The 20,341-nt window shown below is 52.8% G+C and carries 15 protein-coding genes; 7 read left to right on the top strand and 8 right to left on the bottom strand.

Annotated elements, in window-relative coordinates; genetic code table 11:
- Nucleotides 1–118: 118 nt before the first annotated feature.
- Both ppc and adk read left to right on the top strand, forming a co-directional pair.
- Nucleotides 119–2,785, top strand: coding sequence for a phosphoenolpyruvate carboxylase (gene ppc / locus EHSB41UT_RS21610; protein ID WP_087113024.1), 2,667 nt, complete (start codon nucleotides 119–121; stop codon nucleotides 2,783–2,785).
- Nucleotides 2,786–2,957: 172 nt separating this feature from the next.
- Entirely contained in the window at nucleotides 2,958–3,608 is a 651-nt protein-coding gene (gene adk, locus EHSB41UT_RS21605) for an adenylate kinase (protein ID WP_087112945.1), read from the top strand.
- A gap of 116 nt (nucleotides 3,609–3,724) precedes the next feature.
- On the opposite strand, the gene EHSB41UT_RS21600 is transcribed toward adk, so the two are convergent.
- Together EHSB41UT_RS21600 and EHSB41UT_RS21595 are read right to left on the bottom strand one after the other, a co-directional pair.
- Entirely contained in the window at nucleotides 3,725–5,404 is a 1,680-nt protein-coding gene (locus EHSB41UT_RS21600) for a hypothetical protein (RefSeq protein ID WP_087112944.1), read from the bottom strand.
- A 163-nt stretch (nucleotides 5,405–5,567) separates the two neighbouring features.
- Nucleotides 5,568–6,665: a hypothetical protein gene (locus EHSB41UT_RS21595; protein WP_133060611.1), complete on the bottom strand. Its 1,098-nt coding sequence runs from the start codon at nucleotides 6,663–6,665 to the stop codon at nucleotides 5,568–5,570.
- Between the two features lie 93 nt (nucleotides 6,666–6,758).
- Here EHSB41UT_RS21595 and EHSB41UT_RS24535 point away from each other — a divergent pair, with 93 nt between their 5' ends.
- The 4 genes from EHSB41UT_RS24535 (at nucleotide 6,759) to EHSB41UT_RS21580 (ending at nucleotide 9,917) form a co-directional block, all read left to right on the top strand.
- Entirely contained in the window at nucleotides 6,759–7,208 is a 450-nt protein-coding gene (locus EHSB41UT_RS24535) for a hypothetical protein (RefSeq protein WP_133060610.1), read from the top strand.
- A gap of 217 nt (nucleotides 7,209–7,425) precedes the next feature.
- A complete protein-coding gene (gene tsaB, locus EHSB41UT_RS21590) occupies nucleotides 7,426–8,148 on the top strand; it encodes a tRNA (adenosine(37)-N6)-threonylcarbamoyltransferase complex dimerization subunit type 1 TsaB (RefSeq protein WP_087112942.1) in 723 nt (240 codons plus the stop codon).
- 11 nt (nucleotides 8,149–8,159) lie between these two features.
- A complete protein-coding gene (locus EHSB41UT_RS21585) occupies nucleotides 8,160–8,966 on the top strand; it encodes an undecaprenyl-diphosphate phosphatase (protein WP_087112941.1) in 807 nt (268 codons plus the stop codon).
- Nucleotides 8,967–9,116: 150 nt separating this feature from the next.
- The gene (locus EHSB41UT_RS21580; protein ID WP_242667391.1) at nucleotides 9,117–9,917 is read left to right on the top strand and encodes a class I SAM-dependent methyltransferase; all 801 of its coding nucleotides are present in this window, start codon (nucleotides 9,117–9,119) and stop codon (nucleotides 9,915–9,917) included.
- A 53-nt stretch (nucleotides 9,918–9,970) separates the two neighbouring features.
- Here the strand turns inward: EHSB41UT_RS21580 and EHSB41UT_RS24670 are convergent, their stop codons facing one another.
- Nucleotides 9,971–10,126 carry a hypothetical protein gene (locus tag EHSB41UT_RS24670; protein ID WP_165767369.1) on the bottom strand — a complete coding sequence of 52 codons (156 nt, stop codon included), beginning with the start codon at nucleotides 10,124–10,126 and terminating at the stop codon, nucleotides 9,971–9,973.
- Nucleotides 10,127–10,153: 27 nt separating this feature from the next.
- Entirely contained in the window at nucleotides 10,154–11,203 is a 1,050-nt protein-coding gene (gene asd / locus EHSB41UT_RS21575; protein WP_087112940.1) for an archaetidylserine decarboxylase, read from the bottom strand.
- Nucleotides 11,204–11,290: 87 nt separating this feature from the next.
- Here asd and cutC point away from each other — a divergent pair, with 87 nt between their 5' ends.
- Complete coding sequence (gene cutC / locus EHSB41UT_RS21570; RefSeq protein ID WP_087112939.1) at nucleotides 11,291–13,690, top strand: choline trimethylamine-lyase; 2,400 nt, start codon at nucleotides 11,291–11,293, stop codon at nucleotides 13,688–13,690.
- A 19-nt stretch (nucleotides 13,691–13,709) separates the two neighbouring features.
- Here cutC and EHSB41UT_RS21565 read toward each other — a convergent pair whose 3' ends face one another.
- The 4 genes from EHSB41UT_RS21565 to plsB form a co-directional block, all read right to left on the bottom strand.
- A complete protein-coding gene (locus tag EHSB41UT_RS21565) occupies nucleotides 13,710–14,600 on the bottom strand; it encodes a radical SAM protein (RefSeq protein ID WP_087112938.1) in 891 nt (296 codons plus the stop codon).
- A 127-nt stretch (nucleotides 14,601–14,727) separates the two neighbouring features.
- Complete coding sequence (locus tag EHSB41UT_RS21560) at nucleotides 14,728–16,416, bottom strand: hypothetical protein (protein ID WP_087112937.1); 1,689 nt, start codon at nucleotides 16,414–16,416, stop codon at nucleotides 14,728–14,730.
- 107 nt (nucleotides 16,417–16,523) lie between these two features.
- Nucleotides 16,524–17,681, bottom strand: a complete 1,158-nt coding sequence (locus EHSB41UT_RS21555) for a J domain-containing protein (protein WP_087112936.1) — start codon at nucleotides 17,679–17,681, stop codon at nucleotides 16,524–16,526.
- 141 nt (nucleotides 17,682–17,822) lie between these two features.
- Nucleotides 17,823–20,309 carry a glycerol-3-phosphate 1-O-acyltransferase PlsB gene (gene plsB / locus EHSB41UT_RS21550; RefSeq protein ID WP_087112935.1) on the bottom strand — a complete coding sequence of 829 codons (2,487 nt, stop codon included), beginning with the start codon at nucleotides 20,307–20,309 and terminating at the stop codon, nucleotides 17,823–17,825.
- Nucleotides 20,310–20,341: the final 32 nt, after the last annotated feature.

Here is a 20,341-nt window from a genome sequence, read left to right as displayed (position 1 = left end):
TTGATTAAGGAGCTTATTAAGGTTTGGACGGTAGGATTCGCGTGTGTTTTTCAGGTTTTTGGGATATTTTTGCGGCAACAACCAGATAAAATCGATCCAATAATGAGGGATGTCCCGTATGGCCACAAACGAAAGCGCCTTAACGGATGAGCATGCAGCATTGCGGCAGAATGTCCACCTGATGGGGGAATTGTTGGGTAATGCGATAGAGGGGCATCTGGGAACGGACTTTCTCGACAAGATCGAGCAAATTCGGGGGTTATCGAAAACCGCCCGGAGTGGCGATGAAGACGCTCACAAACAACTGCTTGATTTTCTTCATAGCCTTTCTGACCATGAGCTTCTCCCGGTTACCCGTGCCTTTACCCAGTTTCTGAATCTGGCCAATCTGGCCGAGCAATACCATGTGGTCTCCCGTCATCGGGAACAGGTCGGCGAAGCCGTTGACCACCTCGAAGAACTGTTTACCCATCTGAAAAATAACCAGATCGACGCGGATACCCTGCATCGCCATGTGCAGGATATGGAAGTGGAGCTGGTCCTGACTGCCCACCCCACAGAGGTGACCCGCCGTACGGTTATCCAGAAATTCACCGGCATCATTCAATGTCTTGGTGAGCTGGATCGCAGTGACCTTCTGCCCCGTGAGCGTGAAGAAGCCACAGAGCGCCTGCAGCAATTGGTCAGCCAGATCTGGCACACTAATGAGATCCGCGATAACCGCCCAACACCAGTTGATGAATCCCGCTGGGGTTTTGCCACCGTTGAACATTCCTTGTGGACAGCCGTTCCCCGTTTCCTGAATCGACTGGACAAGCGTCTTGAAGCCGAGACGGGTCAAGGGCTGTCGACCACCGCCATGCCGATCAAATTCTCTTCCTGGATGGGGGGAGACCGGGACGGCAACCCGAATGTGACGGCCAAAGTGACCGAGCGTGTTCTGCTTAATGGCCGCTGGATGGCTGCGGATCTTTTTGTCCGTGATCTGAAAGCACTGTCGGCTGAACTTTCCATGCCGGAATGTACGCCGGAGCTGCAGGCATTGGCTGAACAGATGACCGGCGAAGGGGAAAGCGAACCTTATCGCGTTATCGTGCGTGAGCTGCGCCGGCGCATGAAGATTACCCGGGCCTGGTGTGAAGAGCGTCTGAATGGCGAACACCCGGATGATCGGGGTGTTCTGCATCGGGATGCCGAATTGATTGAGCCACTACAGGCCTGTTACGACTCCCTGTGCGCCAACGGTATGAGCCTGATTGCTAAAGGCGCCTTGCGGGATATGCTCTGGCGTGCCCGCAGCTTTGGCCTGGGGTTGGTGCGGCTGGATATTCGTCAGGAGTCCGGACGGCATACCAAGGTGCTGTCGGAACTGACCCGTTATCTGGGGCTGCCGGATTATGCCGAGGCAAGCGAAGAAGAACGGCAGGCCTTTTTGCTTGCCGAGCTGAACAGCGTACGACCACTGATTTCACCGCGCTGGCAGCCATCTGCGGATTCGCAGGAAGTACTGGATACCTGCCGGGTGATTGCCCAGCAGGAACAGGAACGTCTGGGGCCTTATATTATCTCCATGGCCAGTACGCCATCTGATGTGCTGGGTGTGATCCTGCTGCTGAGGGAGTCCGGCTGCCCATTTAATATGCCGGTCGCGCCGTTGTTTGAAACCCTGGCTGATCTGGAAGGGGCCGAGGCCAGTATTCATGCTCTGCTTGATCTGCCCTGGTACCGGGATTACGCCGCTCACAAACAAATGGTGATGGTGGGTTATTCCGACTCCGCCAAGGATGCCGGGCAGATGGCTGCAGCCTGGGCCCAGTATCGGGCGATGGAAGGGCTGACCAATCTCTGTAAAGAGAAGGGTGTCAGTCTCACCCTGTTCCACGGCCGTGGCGGTACTGTCGGCCGGGGCGGTGGCCCTGCCCACAAGGCGATTTTGTCCCAGCCGCCGGGATCGGTGAATGGCCATCTGCGGGTTACCGAACAGGGCGAGATGATTCGCTTCAAGTTTGGCTTCCCTCGCATTGCCGAGGAGAGCCTGGCGCTTTATGCCAGCGCCACTTTGGAAGCGACACTGCTACCTCCGCCCGAGCCGAAGCCGGAATGGCGTGAAGTGATGAATCATCTGGCCGAAGACTCGCTGGCGGTTTATCGCGGTATGGTGCGGGAAGAAGAAGCCTTTGTGCCTTACTTCCGCGCGGCCACGCCAGAGTTGGAGCTGGGCCTGTTGCCTTTGGGCAGCCGACCCAGCAAACGCAACCCGAACGGTGGTGTGGAAAGCCTGCGGGCGATTCCGTGGATCTTCTCCTGGAGTCAGAACCGTTTGATGCTGCCGGCCTGGCTGGGCAGTGGTGTGGCTTTGCGTAAGGCTATTGCCCGCGGTGATGAAGATGTTCTGAGAGATATGATGGCTAACTGGCCATTCTTCAGCGCCCGTATGGACCTGCTGGAGATGGTGTATCTGAAGACTGATGCCGATATCGCGGCCTACTATGATCAGCGGTTGGTGCCGGAAGAACTGCAGTATCTTGGCGAGAAACTGCGTATTCTGCTTAGCGATGCGGTGCAGGTCACCACAGAGTTGAAAGGCGGCGAGCTGACTGGTGGTCATCCGTGGGTGCGGCAGTCGATCGAATTACGCAACCCTTATTCGGATCCGCTGCACTATCTGCAGGCCGAATTGCTGTTCCGTGCCCGCCATGTTCCCGAGGCGGTTCTGTCCGAACGGGACCAGGCATTGATGGTCACCATTACCGGTATTGCTGCCGGTATGCGTAATACCGGTTGATGTTAGTGAGTGTTCACGGCGGTCAGTGTTCTCTGGCCGTTGTGGACACCTCCCGTGCTTGAGTTACACAGGATGACTGTGTATTGTTGCCCGTTTCAGCGCTGCCGGTAGCAAGTTCTCACTGGCAGACAGCTTATCTCTCAAGGATAAAAGGCTTTCAGGAGCGTATTTCATGCGTGTGATTCTGCTGGGCGCACCAGGCGCTGGTAAGGGAACCCAGGCTCGTTTCATTACCGAACAGTATGGTATTCCCCAGATCTCTACTGGTGACATGCTGCGTGCTGCCATCAAGAACGAAACACCGCTGGGTCTCAAGGTGAAAGCGGTTATGGATGCCGGTCAGCTGGTATCTGATGACATCATTATCGATCTGGTGAAAGAGCGTATCGCTCAGGATGATTGTGCCAAGGGCTTCCTGTTTGACGGTTTCCCGCGCACCATTCCTCAGGCCCAGGCCATGGTTGATGCTGGCGTGGATATTGATCACGTTCTGGAAATCGCCGTTGAAGACGAAGAGATCGTTAAGCGTATGAGTGGCCGTCGTGCTCACCTGGCTTCCGGCCGTACTTATCACGTGATCTACAACCCACCAAAGGTTGAAGGCATCGACGACGAAACCGGCGAGCCGCTGGTTCAGCGTGATGACGACAAGGAAGAGACCGTGCGTAACCGTCTGGCGGTTTACCACGAGCAGACCAAGCCACTGGTCGGTTTCTACACCGAAATGGCTGAGAACAACGGTAAGGTGAAGTGCCACCGTGTTGAAGGTGTTGGCTCTGTTGAAGACATCACCAAGGCTGTGCTTGCTGCTCTGAGCGAGTAAACAGCCTTGAGCTAGTAAACAGCCCTGAGCGAATAAAGCGCTCTTGGTCTGGCCGATTAAAACCGCAGATTGCTGAAAGGCAGTGTGCGGTTTTTTTATTGGATAAAGCCTGAGCTTTAGAAAGGCGAGTTGCCTTTGGTTGAACTTTGAGGTTTTGGCGTTCTATAGCGGGCGGGTGGTTTCATATTAGGAAACAAGGTTGGGTAAGACGCGCAGCTTAGAATCAGATACAGCCTAATGTGGGGTCCATATTTGCTGAGAGTTTTGATCAGGCTTTTCCGAAGGGGGTCATCAATTGTGTTCATAGTATGATTAAGCGTATAGGTCTTGTTACGATGCCCTCCTACAACCGTAAAAATGTTAGAAAAAAAGGCTCCCTTTTCGGTGAGAAGGAAGATATTGAGCATGCGTCGGTCGTCATTTTTGGTGCTGTGCAATCCCTCTGGCGTAATGGAAAGCGAATAGGTTCCGCTATTTAGTGTAAATGAAAAAGTATTTTTGTCTGATCCGATCAAACTGCTCAACTCTATATGGTTCTTGCAAAGCCAGTCGAGCAGTACATGGGAAGCGACAGGAATACAGATATGGCTGATCTGATTCTCACTGGTCCGCTGAAAGACTGTGCCATCTGACTGTTCCTGAACAGAGTAGTGGTAGCCCGCCAGAGTGAATGGTGCGGCTTTGCTGCAATGGTCAAGATGCCCGGGCTTATCAGAAAACAGGATAAGCTCCTTGCAATGACGGCATGTCAGAGAACGCTTCTGGCAATTCTTCTCATGGTGAACGAGTTCAATCCTTCGGTAGTTATCCTGACAGTAGGTGCATGGCACCAGCACATTGGAACACTGGATCTCGTGGAGCCCGGAGAGGATATCAATTCTCTTGTACTGGATGGTTGTGCAACCTCTTGGGCAGGAGACTGGTGCTTCATCACAGTGCTGGTAGTGCTCATGCAGCAGTTTCCTCTTAGCGAAGGCTCCGCATTTGTAGCCACATTCTGCAGTGCTTTCCGGGCAGATGGTTAGATGGGCTTCCAGAGAGATGCTGTTTCCTTCAATAAATCCGCACTCATAGCGGCACCGCTTCTCATACAGTACACAGTTCTCCTCTGACAGCGCAGACTGGAGAGTTGGCATCAAGGTGTTCTTTATCTCGCCATCCTGAACCTGAGCAAAAGTGTTCTGCCAATCTTTTCGTTGCATGGTGATGGCATAGGTCAGTGGCAATTTTTCACAGACATTCTGATGATTTTCCCGGAAGGCCAGCGCGTATGTACCTCCGCACTCTGTACAGTTTTCCTCCCGGTAGGAACAGGCCAGAACATGCTCCTGCAGCTGGCTCAGAGTATCTTTTTCCTTACAGCCATAATGGTTGTTGGGGCAGAGATAGATGTGGTTCTCGCAGGATGCGACATGTCGGGGAATATCGCGGAATTGTCCCTGCCAAAGACACTCTTTTTCTGTGCATCGGAAGGTGACCTGATCGGCCAGTGCCTGAAGGCATTCCTGAACGGTTGTGTGTTTGTTTTCATCAATTGTTTCGGAGCGGCAGAGGCTGCACTGTCTGGGGAAGAGAATGCTGTCATCACAGGGTTGGCAGACAGCGTGAGTGATATCGGTACACCGGGTTGTGGTGGTAGCAACGCTTTCACGACAGACCACACACAGGATGGGAGCACCCTCAGTCACCTGCCAGTAGCGGCCATTGGCCATGACTCGTCTGGGGCTGGGCTCATTAGGCAGAGCTGAAGTGCAAGGTAGCTCCAAGGCCTGCGAGGAGCGGGATGGTGAGTCCATGGCATTGCCCCTGTGCTGTTGAATAGTATTCGCTGTATGGATTCTGACGGCAAAAGACGGTTTCAGACAGAGGCGTCAGTATTCCTGACAATCGTATCAGTCGGGAGGTTGGTTCAGCGTAAGGACGACAGGGAAGAGATCTCCAGGTGGATTGCGGTTTTTATTATCTAGACCACCATGATTTTTTTTGGGGTGTAGCTTGTTTGTCCTGTAATTGTTTGGCCTTTGCCGGGAACAAGGTTGTATGGGATCGCAGGCTGATAATCAGATACAGGATGTCATGCTGAGGCTGTTTTGCCAGAATCTCTCTTGTTAAAAGCACACATGAATGACTAAGATCAACTCTGGATTTGCATACTTGGGCTTCACGGGCATCGGAGGAATACAGTGTAAAAAGTTTATTGCCATTTTCATTGATGCAAAACACTTCAAAATTGCTGATATTGTATGAATCACTGAAGATCTTCAGCGATGCGTCATCCAGCATCAACGTAGTTATATTGTTTCCAAGAGAAAAGGTCAGTTCCTTTTTGTCAAGAATTCCCAAATTCATCCTCATCTCTCCCGAGCGGCCAGACATCCAGCTATTAAGGATATGTGCGCTTTCCCGGATGCAGATATGGCTGCATACAGCTTCCCCTTCGCGCTGGAAAACAAGGCCGGTTGATTCCGGTTGAATGATGTAGGTATGGTCTGTCAGCGTAAAAGGCATGGTCTTATCACAGTGATCAAGATGCGTTTTACTCTCGCTGAATAGCATTTTCTTCCCACAATAACGGCATGGTGCCGGGCGGTTATGGCAAGTTCGTTCGTGCAGTGAAATTTCCTGTCGTTCAAAACTCTTCTGACAGTAGTTGCAGGGGATAGTCAACTTTGGGCAGGTTTTGTCATGTTCTCCGGATAACAGACGTTTTCTGATAACACGGGCGCCGCATCCTCTGTGGCACTCCTGCTCTACATGGTCGCAGTGTTTGTTATGGTCCAGCAGAGATTTGCGAGCAATCTGTTCGCCACAGTCGTTGTTGCACTTGACAGGGGTTTCTGGGCAGATTTTGTAGTGATCTCCCAGCGTGTTCAGCGCATCTGAATAGAAACCACAGCCATAGCTGCATGGGCTGTCCATGATCTGACGATTTCTTATGGACTCTGCGAGCTTTTTAGAATCGGATAAAGCCGAGAGTGGTGTGCGCTCGTCAAGAACTGATTCCAGTGCCTTCCACTGCGAACGAAGCAGAGTGACTGCACAGGTTTCCGGCATCATCAGGCAGTGTTCCAAATGATCGGCTCGCTGGGATTTGATATAGCTGCTATCACAATTGGTACACTGTTCTGTGTTGTAAATACAGGAAAGCTGATGCTCCTGAAGGTCAACCTGTGTGCCCTTTTCGCTACAGCCATGGGCATGGTTTGGACACTGGTAGATATGGTTTTCTCTGGATGCACCATGTTTGCTGGCATCGCCATAGCTTCCCTGCCATTGGCAGTCTGGTTCTGTGCAGCTCAGGGTGAGCTTGTTCGCAAGCTGAACAAGATTCTTGCTGACATTTTCCAGGGTATCCTCATTTGTTATAGAGGCCCGGCAGTGACTGCATCTTCTATCCGTAATCTGACTATCACACGGCTGGCAGATACCATGGGTAATATCAAGACACTGGGTGGTTGTGGTCGCTACGCGTTCTTTACAAATATCGCATATCAGTGGTGTCCCTTTGACAACCTTCCAGGAGCTGCCCTCAATAATAACGGTGTCTTCAGGCGGTGCCACAGTGTGAGATTGGGGCGGTGCGGGCTGTTGACGCTCTGAAATAGGTAAGGCCACAAAAATATCCTTTGGTCCACATTTGTTATTTGGATAGATGGTGTCTTTATCTGTTCATAACCGAGCGTTCAGTATTGCTTGCACGCCTATTACGGGGTGGCTTGAGTTAGCGGGGTTGACTGTGTATGGTTGCCCGATTTCCCTTTTCTCGTAGCAGCCGTGCTGATGGGCGGCTGTTATAAACAGTGAATGATATCCCGCTATGGCATTGATACTTTCCCTTGATACCGCAACGGAAGCCTGCTCCGCTGCGCTGTACGACACCAATAGCTCTGCTGAGGCCATTCAGGAAATCTATGAGGTGATTCCCCGTGAGCACAGCCAGCGACTGTTGCCAATGATTGATGAGCTGTTGTCCGCTCAGGGGGTAAAACGCAGTGAAATCGATGCTCTGGCTTTTGGTCGTGGTCCGGGTGCTTTTACCGGCGTTCGTATTGCCACAGGTGTAGCGCAAGGGCTGGCCTGGGCTCTGGATGTGCCGGTGGTTCCGGTATCGACTCTGGCCGCATTGGCCCAGCAGGCTTACCGCGAGCAGGGTACCACTCAGGTACTGGCATTGATTGATGCCCGTATGGATGAGGTGTACTGGGGCCTGTATCAGCTCGAAGGTGAGTTGATGACGCTGGTGGGTGATGAGCAGGTGACCGCGCCGGAGAAGATCTTCTCTCTGTTGCCGGAATCCGTTCAGCAAAATATTGGTCAGGTGACCGGTATTGGTACCGGCTGGTGCTACAGTGACAGATTAACCGAGCTGGCTGTGGCTCAGATTACCGAGCAGGCTTTCCCCCATGCGGCGGATATTGCTGCACTGGCTGGTCCGGTATTCGCAGCGGGGCAGGCTGTTCCTGCTGATCAGGCGCTGCCGGTGTATCTGCGTGATAATGTCGCGCTGAAGAAAAGTGAACGTCCAGCTAAAAAACAGTAAGGAATGATGGGATGGAAACCTGGCAACTTCTTATTCTGGCGTTAATTCAGGGGATTACTGAATTTTTGCCAATCTCCAGCTCTGCCCACCTGATCCTGCCGGCCCAGCTGCTGGGTTGGGCTGACCAGGGACTGGCCTTTGATGTGGCTGTGCATCTGGGTACTCTCAGTGCCGTGCTGCTCTACTTCCGTAATGATCTGTTCCAGATCGCCCGGGACTGGACGCTGAACTCTGTGGGTAAGGCGCCGTCCACTTTGCATAGCCGTCAGGGCTGGATGCTGATCTGGGCAACCATTCCTGCGGTGGTTTTCGGTGGCATTGTTTCTGTGACCGGCCTTGATGATGCCATGCGCTCTATAGCTGTGATTGCAGCAACCACTCTGATCTTTGGTGCTTTATTGGGTTTTGCTGATCGTCGCCCTAACCTGACGCAGCCGTTAGAAAAACTGACACTGAAGCAGGCGATGATTATCGGTTTTGCCCAGGCTCTGGCCATTATTCCGGGGACTTCTCGCTCCGGTATTACCATTACTGTGGGATTGATGTTGGGGCTGACGCGTGAAGCGGCGTCCCGTTTTTCCTTCCTGTTGTCTATTCCCATTATTGTGGCTGCGACAACCCTGGTGACACTGAAGCTGGTTACTTCTGATGTTTCGGTAGACTGGATGGCTATGTTTTCCGGCATTGTGGTTGCTGGCATCAGTGCCTACCTGTGTGTTCACTTCTTCCTGGCCTTTATTAATCGCATCGGCATGATGCCGTTTGTGATCTATCGTATGTTGCTGGGTTTGGTGTTGCTGGGTGTTCTGTTTGTTTGAGGCATTAGGTGTTCGGTCTGAATCCCGGGTTGCTTTCCCCGCTCGGACAGACCGTCCTGGTCTGACTCGCTCTCAGGCCATCCTGGCCTTTGGGAAAGCAAACCCGCGCTTCTGACCTGATAGTTCCGCGCTCTGATTTCGAGATTTATTGTGGAAGATGTTTATTTAGCACCGGCCATTCTTGCGACTCCCCATTGTTGTTCTGAAAGAATTGCGGAGCTGCAGGCGCTGACCGGACTTGATGTGATTGAGCAGGATGCGCCTAAGTATGTACGTGAACAGCGTCTGGTACTTTGGCAAAGCCCGGAGGGGCTGGCACTGCAGCAGACCGGTAAGAAAGCACCGGGGCCGGTGATTGTGGATTTTGTTGGTGGTGCTGTCGGTCACCGTCGTAAATACGGTGGTGGCAAAAGTCAGTCGATTGTGAAGGCTGTCGGTATTGCCGATGCCAGTCGTCCATTATCCGTTCTGGATGCAACCGCTGGCCTGGGGCGTGATGCCTTTGTGTTGGCGACTATGGGTTCCACGGTAACTATGGTGGAGCGTTCTCCAATTGTTCGTGCCTTGCTGGCGGATGGTCTGCAGCGCGCGGCGAGTGATGAAGACGCCGGGTCGATTGTGGCTCGTATGAATCTGCTTTCCGGGCACGCCCCTGAGCTGATGCAGGGTATGATTGGAGAAGGTCGTAAGTTTGATGTCGTTTATCTGGACCCTATGTTCCCGCATCGAGATAAAGCGGCGGCGGTGAAAAAGGAAATGGTGCTGTTCCAGACCCTGTTAGGGCCGGATCTGGATGCCGATGATCTGCTGTCACCGGCATTGGCTCTGGCGGAACACCGGGTGGTGGTCAAGCGTCCAAAGCGAGCCCCTGATCTTGCCGAACAGGAGCCAGGATATCGCCTTGAAGGTAAATCAGGACGGTTTGATATTTATCCTCTCAAGCGTTTCTAGAGCTCCTTTAGCCGCCAGTAGGCTGGGGAAGTAAACGCCTTCTCGACCAGATGCTAGAACATCTGGTCGATATCTTCTTTGGTGAGACTTGGAAAGCGTTCGAGCGCTTTCCTTTTTATCGCCTCCATATTGAGTCCTCTGGGATAAGGTTTTGCCGGTACCTGGCCCTGATGCTGTTTTTGGGTTTTTTTGTTGTCTTGTGCTTTCATGGCCGACCCCCTCGTTGAAAAAACGATTTAAAAGTAGCCGATAGGCTGGCCCAGCTGGAAGGATTGCCCGGGTGTAACCTGCAGGGCTGGTGAAAAGTCTGCGGGAAACAGCATGATGATCGTTGAGCCAAAGTTAAACCAGCCGATCTGTTCCCCTTTCTCTGCATAGGTGTTGCCGACTTCCGGGTTGTAGGTCATGCGGGCAATGGATTGAGGAATCTCCGGGTTCATGGCCGTCCAGACTGTTTCTATGGAGCCAATATTCATGGCGCCGACCCAGACCATAATGAAAGGCAGATTCACCTCCGGATTCACAAACACGGTCACCAGTCGCTCATTCGTGCCATAAAGATCATTGATGGTTTCAATATGCATCTCATTGACGCTGTTCAGTCTTCCGGGAATCTGGATGGATTCCACAATATTGGCTGCCAGCGGCATATGCACCCGATGATAGTTGGCCGGCGACATATACATTGTTGCGAAGCTGCCTCCCATAAATCGTTGTGTTAGCTCCTGGTCTCCGCCCAGTAGTTCCAGCAGTGGCACATATTTGCCTTTCACTTGCAGCAGCATGCCCTCAATAATCGGGCCTGCCTGAGATACAGTTCCATCAACCGGGCTGATCAATGCGTTGGGTGTCATATCCAGCGAGCGAGCATCCGGTTTTAACTGGCGGATAAAGAAATCAGCCAGGCTGGCGTAATGCTCAGGGTTTGGGTCCAGAAGCTCTGACAGATTGACATTGAATTTGCGGATATAAAAGCTGATCAAAAAGTCCTTCACCACCTTGTTGGTACTGTAGGCGTAATGCTTGACCAGCTTGTTTCCAAGGGAATGGCCAGAGGCAAACAGCTCGTCTACCACTTTTTCCAGAATGGTCTGCAAAACAGACGGCGGATGCACATAATCGGGAGATGGTGGGTTAAAGTCGTTTACTTGAAAGCTGTCGTCGGCGTGGGCAAGAGGTTGCAGCAGGAATGCCAGCAGTATCGCCAGGATGGGGAGCTGCCTCAGATTAGGAATAATCATATCTCCGGACCGCATTGGGGAAGAGGCATGAAGTCTAGTTGTCATCCGCTTTGACTGCCGATATAGATCAACTCATTTCCAAGTATTTGTGCGTAGGATGTCGGCTTTCGTCATCATTGTGTGAATGAGTCCATGGACGACGCTGTTAAGTCGCTAGATCAGATGCCACCGCGGGTACGCGGGCTGAAAGATGCTTATCTGCAGGTTAAGCCGAGTATCACTATTGGCCGAGCCAAAGCCTATACCGAGGTTTACCGTGAATTTCCGGGGCTGCCAAATAACATGCTCCGGGCCAAAGGCTTTCGCAGGGCCTGTGAAACGGCACCTTTACTGATTCAGGGTGGTGAGCTGATTGTTGGTCATCCCTGTGGCAGCCCGCGGGCTGGCGCTTTCTCTCCTGATACCGCCTGGCGCTGGCTGACCGATGAGCTGGAAACCATCGCGACTCGTCCTCAGGACCCGTATTTTATCTCTGAAGAAGACAAGCGAACGTTAAGGGAGGAAATCTTCCCGTTCTGGCAGGGCAAATCCCTTGATGAAGCCTGCGAACAGAAGTTCCGTGATGCGGGATTATGGGAGTTTGCTGCAGAAGCCTGTATCAGTGATTTGAGCTATCACTATACCAGTGGTGGCGGTGATACCAGCCCAGGGTACGATATTATTCTGTTTACCCAGGGCGTTAACGGACTGAAGGCTGAAGCTGAAGCACGACTGGCTGAAGTTGCCCAGGGCTTTGATCCGGAAGCGCTGGATCAGATCAACTACTACCAGGCCGCCATTGAAACCTGCGAAGGTATTCTGACTTACTCTCGTCGTCTATCTGCCTATGCCCTTGAGCTGGCGGAGAAGGAGAGTGACCCGGTTCGCAAGACCGAGCTGGTGGATATTGCCCGGGTCAATGCCCGCGTTCCCGCTAATCCACCGGAAACTTTCCATGAAGCGCTGCAGGCAATCTGGACGATTCAATCCCTGTTCCTGATGGAAGAAAATCAGTGCAGTACCTCTTTGGGTCGTATTGACCAGTATGTGTTCCCGGCGTTTGCCCGCAGCATGGCTGACGGCATGACGCAGCAGCAGGCACTTGAACTGATGGGCTGCTTCATTATTAAGTGCTCCGAGATGATCTGGTATACCCCGGAAGCCACGGCAACCTACTTTGCCGGGTATATGCCGTTTATCAATATGTGTGTTGGCGGTGTGAAGCGTGAAGGTGGGGATGCGACTAACGATCTGACGTATCTGGTGATGGATGCGGTACGACTGACCGGAATGTATCAGCCTTCACTGGCTTGCCGTGTTCACAACCTTTCTCCGCACAAGTATCTGGAGCAAATTGTTGAAGTGACCCGCACGGGTATGGGTATGCCGGCGATTCACTTTGATGATGCCCATATCCGCATGATGCTGCGCAAGGGTTTCGACTTTGATGATGCCCGGGACTACTGCCTGATGGGTTGTGTGGAACCGCAGAAATCTGGACGTATCCATCAGTGGACGGCGGGTGGTTTTACCCAGTGGCCAATCACGCTGGAAATGATGCTAAACCGGGGCTTCTATCCGGGGCATGGTTCGGTTCAAGGCATTGATACCGGTCCGCTGGAACAGTTCACGACCTACGAACAGTTTGATGCCGCAGTGAAGGATCAGCTGATTCATCTGATCGCACAGACGGCCAAAGGCACGCTGATCAATCAGAAGCTGGTGCGTGACACTATGCCAAACCCGTATATGTCATTGTGGGTGGATGGTTGTATGCGCAGTGGCAAGGATGTGACCGCCGGAGGTGCCTATCTCTATGAAGGTCCGGGCACCATTTTTGCGGGTCTGGGAACCTATGTGGATTCCATGGCCGCCATTCGCCATCTGGTGTTTGACCAGAAGCGTTATACCCTTGAGCAGTTCCGTGATGCTTTGGCGACAAACTGGGAAGGCTACGAGCTGATGCGTCTGGAATGTCTGCGGGCTCCGAAGTACGGCAATGACAACGACTATGCGGATCTGATTGCCGCCGATATTGTCGACTTTACCGAAAAGACCATGAACAGCCATAAATCACTTTATGCGCGGATGATTCACGGAACCCTGTCCCAGTCGTTTAATACCCCGCTGGGTGGCATGGTCGGTGCGACACCGGATGGTCGTTATTCCGGCAAGCCGCTCTCCGATGGTATGAGCCCATCCCAAGGGGCGGATAATAAGGGGCCAACGGCGGTGGTGAAGTCGGTCAGCAAGATCAATGTCGAGTCCATGAGTCTCGGTATGTCCCATAACTTCAAGCTGGTCAGTGGCACGCTGGAAACCCCGGAAGCGCGCATGGCGATGATTCAGCTGCTGCGCACGGCATCCCAGATGGGCAATGCCCAGATGCAGTTCAACTATGTGGATAATGCAACGCTGATTGATGCCCAGAAACATCCAGAAAAGCACCGCGACCTGATTATGCGGGTAGCCGGTTACAGTGCTTTCTTTGTCGAGTTGTGCAAGGAAGTGCAGGATGAAATTATCAGCCGTACGGCTCTGGACGGCTGTTAATCACGCTGTAAATCGTCCGCTATAAACCTCGCTGCCACTCCTGACGCAGGGGAATACTCCCCGGCTGATGGAGGGCAGATCGTACTGTATCAAGCAGCCGTTGTTTATCTTTGCCCAGCGTGCCTTTCAATACCAGATAGTTGGAAGCGTGGTCACTGCGGAAGATCGTGCTGTTCAGTTCCAGCGTATCGAGCAGCAGTTCCATCTCCCGAAACAGGTCCTGTTGCTGCAGGGGTTGAAACTGTCCGTTAAACCCTTCCCGAAAACGTTCATCACCCATGGGAAATGAAACGACCAGTGTCGAGAGATAGTGCGGTTGGGCATCGTTCATCAGTTTTGCCGAGTTAATGGCATGCTGTTCAAGAAAGGTCTGACCGCCCAAACCGTTCAGAATCATTACCGAGCTTTTCATACCCGCAGCATGGATTTTCTCCAGCGCGGTCAGTGAACTGGCATAGGTTTCGCCCTTTTTGATAAAGCCCAGCACTTCATTATCACCGGATTCACAACCCACATACATCAGGCTTAATCCCATGGTACGCAGCTCAGCCAGTTCTTCCACGGTCTTGTTATTGAGATTGCGGGGCAGGCAATAGGAGGAGATACGCTGCACGCCGGGCAGATATTTATTAATAGCTTCCAGAATGGCTTTTAACCTGCGAAACGACAGAGTCATGGCATCACCGTCAGCCAGAAAGACCCTGCGAACCGGCAATCCGCTGGCCGCAACCTTTATCAGCTCCTGTTCAATCTCCTGCTGGGGCTTGGGCCGAAACTTCTTGTTCTCAAGAGTGTACATCTCGCAGAAGGTGCAGTTGTTCCACGAGCAGCCATTGGTGACCTGCAGGATAAGAGATTGCCACTCACTGGGTGGGCGGAAGACAGGCTCAATATAATTCAGTGGATACATCGCACACCATTATTGGGAAGTTTTGTGTTGGAGAGCTGTGGGGATAGTTTATCGGGTGAGGAGAAAATAATTAATGCCTTTTCCCGCAGGAGAGAAGGCATTAGTGAGGAAGAAGTCTGGATACACTCTATTGGGCGTTTATCTCATTTTGGACCCGCATGTACATCGGCGTGGCTTCAAGCTCAGCGCGGCTGGACGCAGTTAATCCCTGCCGGTTGAAATGTTTATCCCGGTAGCTGAACATTTTGTGGCCTTCAAAGGTGCCATCCGAGTCCGGAATTTTTCCTGGGCGAACGCCGGCTTTGAGCAGGCGATCTTCCAGTTTCAAGGTGAATGCGGTTTTTGCCTTGATCAGATCCTCGTCGTCATCACGCAGGCAGTAAAGGGTAAACTGTCCGCCTTCCGTTAACCTCAGGCCTTCCGGTTTATCCTTGAATCCGTATTTTTCAACAGCGCCAAAATTAGTCATCTTATAAATCTGGAAAGGATTTTCCGGTGAGGCCATCAACCCTCTAATGGCATTCCAGGCTTTTTCATAATCCTGTTCAGCCACACTGAGGCGGAAGTTGATCGTGCAGCGGTTGCCATCAGGGTCAGGGTACTCCTTGCCATTCAGCTCCAGCTCACTGGTGCGATTAAATACGGCAAAGCAGCCGAGCTGGGCATAAACGCTGTAGTCGTCTGATACAGGTCCGGCATACCCTTCACCGCCAGGGAAGAGGGCCTGGTAATCAGGCACCTTTGAAGTCACCGATGATTCACCGGCCAGACTCCGCTCCATCTGCAGGCTACGGCTCAGTTTCAGGGTTTTGGATAGATCCTCTGCATCGTTGTCGCCCATTCCCAAAGGGATCTGTTCGCCTCGGCTTAACCCCTGGGTGGGCAGAGCTTTACTGACATCGATATCGCGGGCAACTCTGCGTCTAGGGCCGGTATACTCGCGCGCCTCCTGCACATTATTCTCTCGATCGAAGCTACGTAGCGAGGTGGCGACGACTTCGACTTCTGAGTCACTGGCACCTTCGTTCTCTGAAGAGGAGCTGGCGGATGAGCGTCTGGAGATCTCCGGTGAACTGTTGTTGGAGTCGTTGGAGAAACCACTGTCACCGGAGGGCTGGCGAGTGAGCTGAATCTCTGGTTCGGTCTGGCTATAGAGTGTGGGTTGAGCGGCTTCCACCAGGGCTATGTAGTCCCGTAGCCGACCATAACTGATAACATTGGAGAGTTCGACGCCGGATTCCTTGAATTTGTCTGTCAGCAGTGCATGAAGGGATTTGGCTGTAGGACTATAGACTTTCCATGTCTGGCCTTTTTGATAGGCGGAGATCTGGTGGGTCTCCGGGTTTATCCCAATCATATCGCCCAGACGTCCATCTACTTTGGCCTGCGCTATATCCTCTTTCAGGGTCTGCAGGAGCTGGGCCGGCGACATATCGGAGGAGTAGACGCCTGGCTGCGGTGTCTTCTGTACTGTCGGTGATTCTTCTGGCTGTTGCTGTATGTACAGCGTGGGCTGGGTGGCTTTGATCTTATTGATAAAGTCGCGCAGTTCGACATAGCGGATAGCTGAAGAGAGGCTGACACCGGAATCCTTGAATTTTTCGGTAAGGAGCTCGTGAAAGGCGCTTCCGGATCTGATTAGCCCCATAAGCCCTTTCCCTTCATTGTGCTCGCCAACAGGGAGGATCATCCGCTGGGTCTTTGGGCACAAGCCGATAAGGCCTGTTTGCCCCTGGGATTTGGCCTGTTCTAAATCCTTTTCAAGATTCTGGAGTATCTGGGCGGGCGACATATCCGGGGTGTAGCGGCTCAGCATAAGAAGAGGCCTTTATTCAGGAATATGCCGGACATATCGGCGCTGGGGGGTAAAGCTAAATATCGGGAGGCGCAGCCTGCCCGGTGAAAGGCAGGCTGATTCAGGTGCTATTTAATATGCTGTTTGGTGATCTGGTCGTGGGCTTTGACGACCTGTTTGTACTGCTCTTCCAATCGTGCGACTTCCGCTTCCGGCTTGCCAACATGTTTATCCGGATGCAGCTGGTTTGAGAGCTTGTGGAAGGCTTTTTTCACATCCCTGGCGCTGGCACCTTCTTTCAGACCTAGCACGTTATAAGCTTCGGCTGTGGTCAGTCGGGCCAGGTTTTGCGGTGGTGGGCTTTCCTGACCTTCATTAGTCGGTTTGATCAGAAGAACCCCTTCCCATACGGCAGCCATATTACCCTTCTCGGTTCCACCGGCCTGCCGGATCAGGGTATCGATTACCTCGTTGGCATTGTCTTCGCTGAACCCTTTCTGGAGCATGATCTGCTGCATGGAGGGGCGCAGGATATCTTTGACATACTGTCCTTGATTCATTGGCTCCAGAGGTCTTGCCGGTGGGGCGTTTTTTACCCATTGGATAAAGGCATCCCGGTTACCGGCAAATTTGTGCATGGCACTTTGAATGCTTTGCCCAGCCGTTTGTGGGGCATAGCCCTTGTGCGCAAAGCTGCCAATGGCCCACTGGAAGTCCTGATGCTGCTGCATTTGAGCAGTGAGCGGTGCCTTCTGGATATAGTTCTGGAACTTGCCTATATCCGGGCCGGCCCACTTCATGCCGTTCAGGGCAATATTATTAGCCTCAGCGGGTGGGTAGCCCTTGCGCATCAGATCATTGACTGCCCACGACAGCCATTGATGCTGAAGGGAGCCTTTCTGGGGCACGGCTTCAACCCGACTGCTCAGCTCCGGCATATTGTTGCCAGTAGCGTGGGCGGTGTTGCCGAGAATCACAGAGGTCTCTACCGGGTTATAACCCTGATTGCCCAGCTTTTGAGCCTGAAGGGAAACATCCACGGTAGTGCGCTGACCATTACTGTTAAAGTGCAGCTGCGCTGTGGTTGGCCTGAGTTGATATTGATGCAGGGGTTTGGGTTGTGCGCTTCTGGTTTTGGAAGCGCCAGTGCCGAAAAACTTGCGCAGTGAGTTGGCGATGGTGACTTTGCGCTGGGAGCGGCTTTTACCCGTTGATTTGGCTTTTGGGGTTTCTGACTGAAGCGGGGTTGTACTGGTCTGAGAGCTGACGCCTCGGGATCCTTCCATGGTTCCGTTCCATTCTGGTTGGCTGTGACCTTGGAGAGGAGCTAAGGGTCACTATCAGGGTTTCTATCCATAATAGCAGCCATGATGCGGGAAGACGGTGAGGAGATGCATGCCCCGAAGGGCATGCGTGGAAGGGGGATCTTAATTTTTAGAGGTCTTGTTCCAGGTCACCTGACGAATGCTATGGCGCTCTTCGCTTGGCAGCAGGCGACGGGAGTCTTCCGCCATTGCGGCAATCTGCTCGTTATCAAAGGTCAGATGACCGTCCTCATCAATATCCAGAATTTTCTGAACCTTCAGCTCTTCAATAAACTGGCGGAACAGGTTCTTATCAAAGAACTCCGGAGCATTGAGGCCATGCAGGATAGACAGGCGCTGGGACATATCCTGGCTCTGCTTTTCCATCTCGTCTGCATCGATTTGACCGGAACCATTACGCAGCAACAGACTGATCACCACAAAGTAGCGTTCCAGAGTCTGCTGAATAGCACGGGAGACCACTGTCAGGGTGATAAAGGCGGTACTGCTGGAATCCGGACGACGGAAGCAGTCTTCATCACCATCCTGAATCAGGATCAGCAGACCGGCTTCAGTAAGGGCCTGCAGCCAGTGATCCACTTCTGCCGACAGTGACAGACTGTCCCAGCGCAGGAACAGTTCCGCCTTCATATATGGGTAGAAACGGGCACAGTCATCCTGAATCTCGCTGCGCTTCAACACGTAAGTATTGGAGAACAGGCGGCAGATAAAGGACGGAATTGCCAGCAGGTGCAGAATATTGTTGCGGTAGTAAGTCATCAGAACGGAATTGCGTTCGTCCGTGCTGATAATATCCCCCAGAGAGTCACTCTGGCGCACCACCATATTCAGGGATTCCACCTCCTTGATCATCTCCTTTCCGGAGAGAGTACAAGGGGTGACGTAATCACTGTAAGGCACCTTGGCCATCAGACCGTTAATGTCGTCCAGCAGCTTGGCCAGCTCTTCATCACCCATCGCCTGACGCGGGGTGTTGAGCAGAGCCATGGCCAGCATGTTCACCGAGTTGATGGCCGCTGCAGTATTGATCTGGCTGGCAATCTCGGTACCCAGGCTGTCGGTCACGCTCCACAGCCACTCAGGACGGAACTCCTGATCGTAGGTCTGCTGTTTCCAGTCTGGCTGGTGCTCATTCAGGAAGTCATTCAGCAGCACCGGCTTGCCGAAGTTCACGTGGGCATGGCCAAAGTTTTCTTTCAGAGCAGCCAGGGTTCGGAAGATATCCAGAGGTGACTCTTTCTTCTTCTCTTTACCGCGCAGTTCGCCCATGTAAGTAGCAGCTTCCAGCACCTTCTCGTAACCGATATAAACCGGCACCAGTGCCAGAGGTTTGCTGTTACTGCGCAGGTAGCTACGCAGCATGATGGAGAGCATGCCGGTCTTTGGCTTCAGGGTTCGGCCGGTACGGGAACGGCCGCCTTCAATAAAGAACTCGGTCGGGAAACCGCGGGTGAACAGGGTATGCAGATACTCATGGAAAACCGTGGAGTACAGCGGGTTGCCCTTGAAGCTGCGGCGAATAAAGAACGCACCACCACGACGCAGAATGGAGCCAACCAGAGGCATGTTCAGGTTGATACCGGCGGCAATATGTGGAATCTGCAGGCCGTGGTAATAGAGCAGGTAAGAGAGCAGCAGATAGTCGATATGACTGCGGTGGCACGGCAGGTAAACAATCTCGTGGTTCTTGGCCAGCTCGCGTACCGGTTCAATATGATTGACCTCGACACCGCTGTAGATCTTGTTCCAGAACCAGGTCAGCAGGATGTCCATAAACCGCACCACCGGGTGCGAGTAGTCGGACACAATCTCGTTGGCATACTTGCGGGCACGCAGATAGGCTTTTTCCTGACTGATATTGTGCTCGGTCATTTCCTTCTGAATGGCACGCTGGATCACTTCGGATTCGATCAGACCATCCACCAGAGTACGGCGGTGGGACAAGTCCGGTCCGTTCACTGAGGTATGCAGCTGACGGAAGTGAACCCGCAGGATACGGTGAATCTTGCGCAGGGTGCGCTCTTCGTCCTGACCTTCATCTACCAATTCACGCAGGGATAGCGGTGCATTGAAATGCACCAGGGTCTGACGACCATGGAACAATACCGCCAGCAGTTTGCGGAAGTGGCTGCCGACGTTGTAGTTCCAGGCGAACAGCAGCTTGAAAGCTGATTGTTCTTTATCCGGACGGCGGCCCCAGAAGATGGAAACCGGCACAATCTGAACATCGGAATCCTTGAACTCTTCCACGGAGCGGGCCAGACGTTGCAGGCGCGGCGCGTTGTATACCCGTTCACGCTGGAGAATCAGGCCTTCCGGCTTGGACAGAAAGAAATAGGCGTGTGGTTCATCAATGCCCTCACCCTTGAGTGGCGCATAAGGACGCGGCAGACCGGCCTTGCGACACTCACGGTCCAGCACCAGCAGGTCAGACAGTGACCGGCTGCGCAGTACATAAATCACCGGCTTCTGCGCATCGGCATCGGCAGGCTCGGGCAGATTGCCCTGGACAGAGGTTCGCACCCACAGGAACATCAGGCGTTGCAGCAGGTTGAACAGGTATCGACTGATACTGAAAGAATTATCCATGCTTCTTGTATTCGGAATCGTAACGGCTTGCA

It is taken from the genome of Parendozoicomonas haliclonae (genome assembly GCF_900174585.1).
Lineage (GTDB): Bacteria > Pseudomonadota > Gammaproteobacteria > Pseudomonadales > Endozoicomonadaceae > Sansalvadorimonas > Sansalvadorimonas haliclonae.
This window is presented reverse-complemented; position numbering and strand designations above follow the sequence as displayed.